This window comes from Saccharothrix hoggarensis (assembly GCF_042678885.1).
Classification (GTDB): Bacteria; Actinomycetota; Actinomycetes; order Mycobacteriales; family Pseudonocardiaceae; genus Actinosynnema; species Actinosynnema hoggarensis.
In genome coordinates this window covers 1-11,457 of sequence record NZ_JBHTLK010000008.1, presented here as the reverse complement: position 1 = coordinate 11,457, position 11,457 = coordinate 1, and the positions used below count along the sequence as shown (strand labels likewise).

The 11,457-nt window shown below is 71.8% G+C and carries 9 protein-coding genes; 4 read left to right on the top strand and 5 right to left on the bottom strand.

Features of this window, described 5'->3' with window-relative positions:
* The first annotated feature begins 30 nt into the window (after window positions 1-30).
* Window positions 31-1,095 (top strand): pectate lyase family protein, encoded by a 1,065-nt coding sequence (locus ACFQ3T_RS03350; protein ID WP_380719602.1) that lies wholly within the window; start codon window positions 31-33, stop codon window positions 1,093-1,095.
* The gene (locus tag ACFQ3T_RS03345; RefSeq protein ID WP_380719600.1) at window positions 1,092-2,156 is read left to right on the top strand and encodes a pectate lyase family protein; all 1,065 of its coding nucleotides are present in this window, start codon (window positions 1,092-1,094) and stop codon (window positions 2,154-2,156) included. Before ACFQ3T_RS03350 ends, ACFQ3T_RS03345 begins: the two co-directional genes overlap by 4 nt.
* Before the next feature lie 71 nt (window positions 2,157-2,227).
* Here the strand turns inward: ACFQ3T_RS03345 and ACFQ3T_RS03340 are convergent, their stop codons facing one another.
* Complete coding sequence (locus ACFQ3T_RS03340) at window positions 2,228-2,926, bottom strand: lytic polysaccharide monooxygenase auxiliary activity family 9 protein (RefSeq protein ID WP_380719598.1); 699 nt, start codon at window positions 2,924-2,926, stop codon at window positions 2,228-2,230.
* A 273-nt stretch (window positions 2,927-3,199) separates the two neighbouring features.
* Complete coding sequence (locus ACFQ3T_RS03335) at window positions 3,200-4,423, bottom strand: SGNH/GDSL hydrolase family protein (protein ID WP_380719596.1); 1,224 nt, start codon at window positions 4,421-4,423, stop codon at window positions 3,200-3,202.
* Window positions 4,424-4,836: 413 nt separating this feature from the next.
* Here ACFQ3T_RS03335 and ACFQ3T_RS03330 point away from each other — a divergent pair, with 413 nt between their 5' ends.
* A complete protein-coding gene (locus ACFQ3T_RS03330) occupies window positions 4,837-5,994 on the top strand; it encodes an endo-1,4-beta-xylanase (protein WP_380719594.1) in 1,158 nt (385 codons plus the stop codon).
* Between the two features lie 118 nt (window positions 5,995-6,112).
* Here ACFQ3T_RS03330 and ACFQ3T_RS03325 read toward each other — a convergent pair whose 3' ends face one another.
* From ACFQ3T_RS03325 to ACFQ3T_RS03315, 3 genes are all read right to left on the bottom strand, one after another.
* Complete coding sequence (locus tag ACFQ3T_RS03325) at window positions 6,113-6,526, bottom strand: DUF3995 domain-containing protein (protein ID WP_380719592.1); 414 nt, start codon at window positions 6,524-6,526, stop codon at window positions 6,113-6,115.
* Between the two features lie 247 nt (window positions 6,527-6,773).
* Entirely contained in the window at window positions 6,774-7,349 is a 576-nt protein-coding gene (locus ACFQ3T_RS03320) for an NAD(P)H oxidoreductase (protein WP_380719590.1), read from the bottom strand.
* On the bottom strand, window positions 7,346-8,359 hold the full coding sequence (locus ACFQ3T_RS03315; RefSeq protein ID WP_380719588.1) for an NADP-dependent oxidoreductase: 1,014 nt from the start codon (window positions 8,357-8,359) through the stop codon (window positions 7,346-7,348). Before ACFQ3T_RS03315 ends, ACFQ3T_RS03320 begins: the two co-directional genes overlap by 4 nt.
* A gap of 104 nt (window positions 8,360-8,463) precedes the next feature.
* Between ACFQ3T_RS03315 and ACFQ3T_RS03310 the strand changes: the two genes are divergently transcribed.
* On the top strand, window positions 8,464-11,457 hold a 2,994-nt coding region (locus tag ACFQ3T_RS03310; RefSeq protein ID WP_380719586.1), incomplete at its 3' end, for a BTAD domain-containing putative transcriptional regulator.

The window sequence follows — 11,457 nt, the reverse complement described above, 5'->3', positions numbered from 1 at the left end:
ACAGGCCACACCCAGCCAGGAGGACAACGCATGACCGCCATCAACCGCCGACGCCTGCTCGCCGGCACAGCGCTCGCCGCGGTAGCCGCCACGGCGCCGCGCGCCGCCTGGGCCGCCGACCAACCCCACCCCAACCCGCACAACACCGACCCGCTCAACACCGACTCACCCAGCGCCGGCTCCCTCAGCATCGACCCCCTCGCCGTCGCCGACGGTTTCGCCGGCGTGAACGCCCTCGGCCAGAACGGCACCACCGGCGGCGCGGGCGGCCAGGCGGTCACCGTCACCACGGCCGCCGCCCTCGCCGACTACGTGGGTCGCAAGGAGCCGTACGTCATCTCCGTCTCCGGCCGCATCCAGCTCGGCGGCATGGTCACCGTGGTCGCCAACAAGACGATCATCGGCGTCGGCTCCACGGCCGAGATCACCGGCGGCGGCCTCCAGCTCGGCTCCACCACCCGCCCCGGCAACAACGTGATCATCCGCAACCTGCGGTTCACCAACGCCTCGGACGACTCGATCAGCGTCACGAACTCCGCGCACCACGTGTGGATCGACCACTGCGACCTCTCCAACGGTTACGACGGCCTGCTCGACATCAAGCGCAACTCCGACTACGTCACGGTGTCGTGGAACCACTTCCACCACCACAGCAAGTCGGCGCTGCTCGGCCACTCCGACACCTACACCACCGACCGCGGCAAGCTCCGCGTCACCTACCACCACAACTTCTTCGACGGCACGGACCAGCGCCACCCGCGCGTGCGGTTCGCCGAGCCGGTGCACGTCTACAACAACTACTACCGGGGCAACGCGCTCTACGGCGTCGCGTCCACCATGGACGCCGGTGTCCTCGTGGAGGCCAACTACTTCGAGAACGTCGCCCGCCCGATCCTGTCCGGCTACGACAAGAGCGGGCCGGGTCGCGTCGTCGAGCGCGACAACATCTACGTCAACTCCGGCACGCCCCAAACCCTCGGCACCGTCGTGGAACCGCGCACCTACTACAGCTACACCCCGGACAACGCCGCCTCCGTACCCAGTCTCGTCACCGCCGGCGCAGGAGTCGGCCGCGTCCAATGGAGGACATCGTGAGGAGCACCACCGCTGTCGCGCTCGCCGCGACACTGCTCGGGAGCCTGGTCACCGCCGCCGCACCCGTCACGGCCGCACCCGCCACCTCCGGGATCACCACCCCGGGCACCAACGCCGGAACCAGCGCCGCAGGCAACCCGGGCGCCACCGTCGAGACGTCACCCCGAGGCTTCGCGTCGATCAACGCCCTGGGCCAGAACGGCACCACCGGCGGCGCCGGCGGACCGGAGGTCACCGTCTCCACCGCCGCCGACCTCATCGCCGCCATCAAGGCCGACGGCCCGCGCGTGGTCCGCGTGCAGGGCATGATCACGCTCCCACCGGGCATGTACGACGTCACCTCCGACAAGACGATCATCGGCGTCGGCGCGGCGTCCGGCCTGATCGGCGGCGGGCTGAACATCGGCCTGCCGGTCAGCGAGGTGACCACTCCCCCGGCGAACGCCGTGCACAACGTGATCATCCGCAACCTGGTGTTCCGCAACGCCAGCGACGACTCGATCAACGTTCAGATGTTCAGCCACCACATCTGGATCGACCACAACGACCTCTCCCGCGGCTACGACGGGCTGATCGACATCAAGCGCGGCTCCAGCTACATCACCGTCTCGTGGAACCACGTCCACGACCACGCCAAGAACATGCTGCTCGGGCACTCCGACACCAACGGCGCGCAGGACACCGGCTACCTGAAGGTGACCTACCACCACAACTTCTACAACAAGACCTCGCAGCGCAACCCGCGCACCCGCTTCGGCAACCCCGTGCACATCTTCAACAACTACTTCCTGAACAACAGCGACACGGGCCCGGCGTGCCAGGCCCAGTCGGGCTGCTGGATCGAGGCGAACCACTTCGACAACGTCGAAGAGCCGATGACCAACAGCTACTCCGGCCCGCGGGGCAGCATCGTGGAGCGGAACAACGTGTACGTGAACAGCGGCACCCCGGTCGTCGGCGGCACCGTCGTCGACCCCCGCACCTACTACCAGTACACCGTCGACCCGCCGGCCAACGTCAAGGCGCTGGTCACGCAGGGCGCGGGCACCGGCCGCATGTGACCGGTGAACACGCCGATCCCGGCTCCCACCACGGGGAGCCGGGATCGACACCGGTCAGCTCGGCCGCGCGACTACTGGAAGACCACGTCGTTGCAGAAGTAGTACGACTGGTCCGAGTGGCTGGCCTGCCAGATCACGTAGACGATGTGGCGGCCGGTGCGGCTGCCCGCGTTCACCCCGACCTGGTACTGACCGGCCGGCGCGTAACGGCCGGTGCTGGCCACCAGTTCCAGGTTGCCCCAGCCCAACTGCTGCGTCGTCGGGTCGAAGCCCTGCCGCGTCACGTACACGCGCAGGTAGTCCGCGCCGTGCCGGGCCTGGTCGGTGACGGTGAGCGTGAACTGGCGCGGCTTGGTCACGGCGCGCCACGGGCCGGGGTTGTCCAGCGCCGCGTACCGCATGCCGCCGGTGCGGCCGCCGCTGCACAGCTGGCCGTTCGGGATCACGCCCTGGTGGTTGCCCGCGACGCCTTCGCGGTACAAGCCGTTCCAGTTCCACATCGCGTTGGTGTCGGCCTGCCAGGCCTGCCAGCACATTGGGTCCTGCTGGGCCATCGCCGGGTTCTGGAAGTCGCTGCCCCACCGCTGCCAGCAGCCGTAGTTGCGCGACGGCGGGTCGGTGGTCGACCCGTGCGCGTCCGCGATACCGGTCAGCAGGCTCGCCATGAGCCCGGCGGCGACCGCGAACACCGCGAAGACCCTGCCAAGCAGTCTCTTGTTCGCAGGGACGGATATGAGCGCCACTCTCTCCTCCTCGTTGAGGACGACCATGTCAGGTACTTCTCATGGATTGCTGGGAGCGCTCCCAAATCGCACTGTAACCATCCGCGCACAGAGTTGTGAAGTGTTGGCGGACAACGACATCCCATTCGACACGCGTTCGACCGCAGTTCGACGAAACGCCCTCCCGGCACACAGCCGGAAGGGCGTCTCAACGGACCGCGACCCGCGCGGAACTCACGTACTCACGTACTCACAACAGGAACCGCACCACAGGAACCTCACCTACCGAACACTCGGCAGCACACTTCACCGCACCGGACATCACAGCAGGGACAGGTCAACGGCCTCGGCCATCGCCCGGTGCCCCGCGTCGCTCGGGTGCAGGCCGTCACCGCTGTCGTACGCCGGCAGCATCGCGTCCGGGTTCGCCGGGTCGGCCAGGGCGCGGTCGAAGTCGACCACCCCGTCGAACTCGCCCGACGTGCGAATCCAGGCGTTGACCTCGTCCCGCACGGTCTCGCCCGCGTCCGTGAAGTACCCGGCGCCCTTGTACGGCAGCAGCGTTCCGCCCAGCACCCGCACGCCCCGGGCGTGCGCCCGGCCGATCAGCTCGCGGTAGGCGGCGATCAGCTCCGCCGCCGTGACGGCCGGGTTCGGCGCCGTGCACTCGGACGCGAACTGCGGGAAGCCGATGTCGTTGATGCCCTCCAGCAGGATGACCGTGCGCACGTCCGGCTGCGCCAACGCGTCGCGCTCGAACCGCGACAGCGCCTTCTCGCCGAAGCACGACGAATCGTTGAGCACCCGGTTGCCGCTGATGCCCGAGTTCACCACGCCGCGCCGACCGCCCAACCGCTCGGCCAACTCGTCCGGGAAGCGGTTGTCAGCGTCCATAGTGGACCGGCCGCCGTCGGTGATGGAATCGCCGAACGCCACCACGACGTCACGGCGCGGCGCCCGGTCGGTCACGTCCACCCCGCTGAGGTAGTACCACGACTGCGACGTCTCGGTGAACGCGTCGGCCGCCACGTCGGCCCGGTGGTCGCCCGAGGCCCGCCAGCTCGTCGCGTTCGCGTACGCGTGCCCGGTGGCCGGTCCGGTCGCCCCCGCGAGGTACAGCGTCACGGTCACCCGGCTCAGCGGCGACACCACCAGCGGCGCCGGGTCGCCGGCCACCTCACCGCCGGCGGGCACCGTCACCGACCGGTGACCGCGGAACGTCACGTGCCACACGGAGTTCGGCCGCACCGCCGCGCCCTCCGCCGTGTGCGCGACCGTCGCCCCGGTCACCACCAACGGCGACGTGCCGTAGGCGTTGGAGAGCCTGATCCGGACCGCCGCGCCGCCGTCGCTGATCCGCACGACCTGGCGGAGGGTGTGGTCCTCGAACCCGGCGGGTCCCCAGCTCGGTCCGAGGGAGGCCGTGGGCGGCTGCGGCGCCGCCCCCCACGTCGCGGACCACCCGGGCGTGGGCCGGGCCAGCACGGTTCCCGGAACCAGCGCGATGCCCAGCACCGCCACCAGCAGTGTCGCCAATGTCCTCATGGCCCGCCCCGTAAGTAGTCGGTCGACTCGGCTCTGACGACGTTAAGAGGGCACCGGTTTGCCGGCAGCCCGGACCGGCCCTCTCACACCGATCGGGGGACTGAAACCACCCGGTCCGACCGGCGCGGGCGGTGTCCTGGACGCCACGGCGTCGCACTCGACGTGTCGCCGGCGGGCGGGGTGTCGCGGACGTTGCTCGTCTCAGCCGACCGTCACCGGCGCTCGACAACCCGACGAGGCGGCGATGTCCTCCTCCAAGCGGCAACCGGCCGTTCCACCAGGGCCGACGGGACGAGACGGAGGTCTTGACGACCGCACGGCGGGCGACTTAGGGTCCGGCATCTCGAAAATTGCCGGATCAAAGACGAAACTTTCGAACGCGCCGCTGTAGTCGTCTGAGAAAGCGAACCCCCATGAAGTCGATCCGACTAGTCACCGCCACGCTCGCCGCGCTGGCGCTGTCGCCGCTGGCCCTGGCCGCGGCGTCGCCCTCCACGGCCGACCTGTCACCGGGCCACGCCAAGAAGGACACCCTGCGCTGGGTGGCGCCCAAGGGCTTCTACATCGGCACCGCCGCCGCGGGCGGTGGGCACCACGAGTCGCAGCCCTACCCCGACCCGTTCACCAAGGACCTGGAGTACCGCAGCGTCCTGGCCTCCGAGTTCAGCTCGGTGTCCGCCGAGAACCAGATGAAGTGGGAGTACATCCACCCGGAGCAGGGCCGCTACAACTTCGGCATGGCGGACCGGATCGTCCGGTTCGCCCAGCTGAACCGCCAGGTCGTGCGCGGGCACACGCTGTTGTGGCACAGCCAGAACCCGGCGTGGGTGGAGCAGGGCGACTTCACGCCCGAGCAGCTGCGCGAGATCCTGCGCGAGCACATCACCACCGTCGTCGGCCGCTACAAGGGCAAGATCCAGCAGTGGGACGTGGCGAACGAGATCTTCAACGACTCGGGCGCCCTGCGCACCACCGACAACATCTGGATCCGCGAGCTCGGCCCCGGCATCATCGCGGACGCGTTCCGCTGGGCGCACGAGGCCGACCCCAAGGCGCAGCTGTACTTCAACGACTACAACGTCGAGAGCGTCAACCCCAAGAGCAACGCCTACTACGCGCTGATCAAGGACCTGCTGGCGCAGGGCGTCCCGGTGCACGGCTTCTCGGCGCAGTCGCACCTCAGCACCCGGTACGGCTTCCCCGGTGACCTCCAGGCGAACCTGCAGCGGTTCGCCGACCTGGGCCTCGGGACCGCCATCACCGAGCTCGACGTGCGGATGGACCTCCCGGCGAACGGCGTGCCGACCGCCGAGATGCTGGAGAAGCAGGCCGACTACTACCGCCGGACGCTCACCGCGTGCCTCAACGTCGAAGGCTGTGACTCCTTCACGATCTGGGGCTTCACCGACAAGTACTCCTGGGTGCCGGTGTTCTTCTCCGGCGAGGGCGCGGCGACCGTGATGTGGGACGACTTCACCCGCAAGCCCGCCTACCACGCCCTCCAGTGCACGCTGGCGGAGGCTTCCACCGCCCGCGGCGAGAAGCACCCGCACCTGCCGAACTGCGCGTAACCGCACCACGGCAGGGCAGCTCGACCGCAGGCCATCGGCCCCCGTTCGAACCCGGAGTTCGGGCGGGGGCCGATTCCACCTGTGCACTTTCAATTAACACTGAAGCTATAGAGGCGACTCAGCCGAAGGCCACCACGGCGCAACCGGCCGCCAACGCCACGCACAACGGCGAGTAGATCCGCAGATCGAGCCGGGCGAACCCGGTCGACCGCCGCGACGAGATCGCCAGCCCGCTCACCCCGCGCAGCGCCAGCACCGCCGCCACGCCGACCGTGCCGACGACCGCCACCCACGACGGACCGGGCACGGGCACGAGACCCGCTCGACCGACGACCAGGTACGCGGCCACGCCGAGCAGCACCGCCACGGCCGACGTCAACGCGGGCGACGGCAGCTTCTCCGGCGGCACGTCCACCACCAGCCGGGCGAACTCCTCCCGTGACCGCGTCGGCCACGGCGTGAAGATCCACACCACGTGCAGCACGCCCACGAGCACCAGAACAATCGCCGTGAGCAGGGCCAACACCGTCATCGGACACCTCCGTACGCCTGCGTATGGTCGCAGACCGTACGGTACCGTACGGAGGTCGCCGACCAGACCGACCGACGGTGAGACGCACACCACCGCCGACCGGGAACACCGAGCGCGCCCACACCGTTGAAGCAATCGGTCGGTGCGGTCCGTGTCCCCGGGCCTCACCAAGCGCCTTCGCGGAATACCGTCAGGCTGGAGCCGCGTCGAGCCACTCGCCGAGAGGCGACCGCCGCGCCGACCCCCACTACCTCACCGGACCGACCACGTCCGTGACGCCGTCGAGCAGCCCTCGCACGTGGTCCTCGCCGGCCAGCGTGCTGTGCAGCACGGTCACCGACGCGTCGGTGACCCCGCAGTGGTTCGAGACGCCCACCCGCAGCAGGCGGTCCAGCACGTCGTCCAGGCCGTGCTCGGCGAACGTCTCCCGCGACTCCCCCGCCAGCCCGATCCACCGCACCCGCTTGCCCGCGAGCCGGGGTTGGCTGCGCCCGTAGGCGAAGCCGTGGTTCCACACGCGGTCGATCCAGCCCTTCAGGATCGCGGGTGGCCCGTACCACCAGACGGGGAACACGACGACCTGCAGGTCGGCCGCCGAGATCCGGGCCATGTGGGCGCGGACGTCCGCCGAGTACGGCTTGTCGCGGTCGGCCCAGTCCGGTTCGTCCTCGGGCGTCATCCGCGGGTCGAAGCCCTCGACGTGCAGGTCCAGCACGTCCACCTCGACGTCGCCCGCGGCCAGGAGGTGGTCGCGCACCCGTGCCGCCACCTGCCACGTCAGCGAGTCGGGCCGCGGGTGGGCCACCACCAGCAGCGCCTTCACCGGGCGTCCAGGCGCACGAGCATCTTGCCCGTGTTCGCGCCGCGCAACACTCCCAGGAACGCCTCGGGCGCGCGTTCCAGACCGTCCACCACGGTCTCCTCGGCGCGCAGCGAGCCGTCCGCGAGCCACCCCGCGGCACGCTCGACGTACTCGGGGAACCGGTGCAGGTACGAGCTGACGACCATGCCGCGCAGGCTGAGCTGCTTGACCGCCGCCGGGTACAGGTTGGGGCCCGGCACGGGTCCGGTCGCGTTGTACTGGCTGACGGCGCCGACGAGCGCGATCCGGCCGCCGTCGCGCATCGCGCCGATGGCGGCTTCGAGGTGGTCGCCGCCGACGTGGTCGAGGTAGACGTCGACGCCCGCGGGCGCGGCGGACGCCAACCGGTCCGCGAGGGGACCGTCCTTGTAGTCGAGCGCGACGTCGAAGCCGAAGTCCGCCACGACCTTCTTCGCCTTGACCGGACCGCCGACCGACCCGATCACGCGCGAGGCGCCGAGCAGGCGGGCCAGCTGACCGGCGACGCTGCCGACGGCGCCCGCGGCGGCGGACACGAACACCACGTCACCGGGCCGCACGGGCGCGGTCTCGGTCAGGCTGACGTACGCGGTGAGCCCCGGCGTGCCCAGGACGCCGAGGTAGGCCTGCGCCGGGGCCAACGCGGTGTCCACGACGGTCGCCGCCGCCGCGTCCACCACGGCGTGCTCGCGCCACCCGAGGAAGTGGACCACGGTCGAGCCGACCGGCACGGCGTCCGCCCGCGAGGCGATCACCTCGCCGACCGCGCCGCCGTCCATCGCCTCGCCGAGCCGGAACGGCGGGATGTACGACTCTCCCTCGTCCATCCGACCGCGCATGTACGGGTCGACCGACATCCACGTGTTGCGCACCAGCACCTGGCCGTCCGCGAGTTCGGGCAGGTCCGCGGTGGCGAGGGTGAAGTGGTCCGGGGTCGGTTCGCCGACCGGGCGGGCGGCGAGCCGGATCTCGCGGGTGGTGGTGGGGGCCATGAGGTTCCTCCGAGCGGTTCTGCGTTCTCCGGGACCGACTGTGCCGCCGCCCTGTTCGGGTTCTGCTCGGATCTTGTGCGGGTCGCTCGGCTACGGTTCCGGGCATGCGTTTCGGGGTGCTGGGTCCGCTGGACGTCCGGACGGCGGACGGCACACCGGTCCGGGTGCCCGAGCGCAAGGTGCGCGTGCTGCTCGCCGACCTGCTGGCCCACCGCGGCCGGCCGGTGTCGGCGGACCGGCTGGTCGCCGACCTGTGGGGCGACGACGGTCCGGGCAACCCGCTGCGGGCGCTGCACGCGAAGGTGTCCCAGCTGCGCCGGGCGCTGGAGGAGGCCGAGCCGGGCGGCCGCGACCTGGTCGAGTCCCGCTCCCCCGGCTACCTGCTGCGCGCCGACGCCACCGTGGACACCGACCGGTTCGCGGAGCTGGCCGCCCGTGCCCGCGAGGTCGCCGACCCGTCCGCGCGGGCCGCGTTGCTCGCCGACGCGGTGAGCCTGTGGCGGGGTCCGGCGTTCGCGGAGTTCGCGGACCTCGACTTCACCCGGTCCGAGGTCACCCGCCTGGAGGAGCTGCGGCTGGTCGCGTTGGAGGACCTGGCGCGGGCCCGGCTGGACCTGGGCGAGCACGCGGCCGTGGTGTCGGAGCTGGCCGACCTCGTGGCGCGGCACCCGTTGCGGGAACGCCTTCGCGCGACGCACCTGCGCGCCCTCTACCGGTCGGGACGGCAGGGTGAGGCGTTGGCCGGCTACGACGACCTGCGCCGCCGGCTGGCCGACGACCTCGGCGTCGACCCGAGCCCCGAGCTGGCCGACCTGCACCGGGCGATGCTGGCCCAGGACCCGGACCTCGCGCCGCCGGTCCGGCCGGGCACCAACCTGCAGAACCCCCTCACCCCGCTGGTGGGCCGGCGGCGGGACGTGGCCGAGGTGCGCCGGCTGCTCGCCGAGCACCGGCTGGTGACGTTGACCGGGCCCGGCGGGGTCGGCAAGACGCGGCTCGCGGTGGAGACGGCACGCCAGGTCGTGGACGGCTTCCCGGACGGCGTGTGGGTCGTCGAGGTGTCCGGGTCGAGCGCGCTGCCCGACGTGGTGGCCGCCGTGCTCGGCATCCGCGACGACGGCACGTGGGGCGGCCAGCACCTCGACACCCTCGACCGGCTGGCAAACGCGTTGCGGGACAAGCGGGTGCTGCTCGTGCTGGACAACTGCGAGCAGGTGCTGCCGGACGTGGCGGAGCTGACGGCGGTGGTGCTGCGGACCGCGCCGCACGTGCGCGTGCTGGCAACGAGCCGGGAGCCGCTGGCCGTGGCGGGCGAGGTGCGCCGGCCCGTGGCGCCGCTGGCCGGTGACGCCGCCGTGGAGCTGTTCGTGGCCAGGGCCACCGCCGCCGCTCCGGAGTCCGCGCTCGACCTCGGCGCCGTGGCGGAGGTGTGCCGCCGCCTGGACGGCCTGCCGCTGGCGTTGGAGCTGGCCGCGACGAAGGTGCGCGCGCTCGGCGTGCACGGCGTGCTGGCGCGGTTGGACGACCGGTTCCGAGTGCTGGCGGGCGGGTACCGGGACGCGCCGCCCCGGCAGCGCACCCTGCGCGCGGTGATCGACTGGAGTTGGGAGCTGCTGGACGACGCGTCACGCGTGGTGTTGCGCCGGTTGGCCGTGCACAGCGAGGGTTGCGCGTTCGAAGCGGCCGAGGCGGTGTGCGGCCACCCCGGCGGTCCGAGCGGATCGGACGAGCCCGGCGGGCCCGGTGACGTGCTCGACGTGCTGACCGGCTTGGTGGACCGGTCCCTGGTGGTCGTGGTGGAAGGCCCGGACGGCAACCGGTACCGGCTGCTCGAATCGGTGTCCGCGTACTGCGTGGAGCGCCTGCGCGAGGCGGGTGAGCTGGACGACGTGCGCCGCCGTCACGTCGAGCACTACACCGGGCTGGCCGAACGGTCCCGGCTGCGCGGCCCCGAGCAGCGCGAGTGGTTGCGGCGGCTGGACGCCGAGTCGGCGAACCTGCGCGGCGCGCTCGACCACGCCGTGCGGCACGGCCTGACGTCGCACGCGTCGCGCCTGGTGGACGCCCTGGCGTGGTACTGGGTGCTGCGTGGCCGGCTGGGAGAGGCGCACCGCGCGTTGACCGCCGCCCACACCCTCGGCCGCACGGCCGCCACGACGGCGTGGCAGACCGGCATCGGCATCATGATCGGCCACGGGGCGGACCGGGCGGAACGGATCGCGCACGCGGTGCGCGACTGCCCGGACCCGCACGCGACCTGGTTCCTGGGGCACGCGTTGTGCCGGATCGGCGACCTGACGTCGGCGGAGGGTTTGATCGACCGGGCGTTGACGGGTTTCGCCGCGGCCGGCGACCGCTGGGGCGCCGCGGCGGCCCTGGGCGACCGGGCGCTCCAGCACTTCGTCCGCGGCGACCTGGAGGCGGCGGCACGGGACGGTGAGCGGAGTGCGGCCCTGTTCCGCGACCTGGGCGACACGTGGGGTCAGCTCCGCGCCACCCGTCCCCTCGCGGCCGTGGCCGAGGCGTTCGGCGACCACGACGGCGCGGCGGACCGGCTGCGCACCGGCCTGCGCCTGGCCGACCAGCTCGGGTTGTGGCCGGAGGTGTCCGACCTGACGGCGGGTCTCGGCCGCATCGCCCTCCTCGCCGGCGACCACGCGCGGGCGCGGGAACACCACGAGCGCGCGCTGCACCTGGCCGCCCAGCACGGTTTCCGCGCCGGCGAGGTGAACGCGCGGCTCGGGTTGGCGTTGGGCGCGCGCCGCGAAGGCGACCTCGACGTCGCCGAGGAGCACCTGGTCGTCGTGGCGGAGTGGCACGACCAGGTCGGGTTGACCGGCGCGAACGCGTTGGTGCTGGCCGAACTGGGGTTCGTCGCGGAGCTGCGGGGCGACCTCGCGACCGCCGCGGCACGGCACCGGGAGAGCTACGAGGTGGCCTCCGACACCGGCGACCCGCGCGCCCTGGCCTTGGCGTTGGAGGGCTTGGCGGGCGCCACGACCAGCCCGGACGTCGCCGCGGCGTTGCTCGGCGCGGCCGACGCGGCACGGCGCTCTACCACGATGGGGGGTGACGCAAGTCTCGGAGAACCGGCGTGC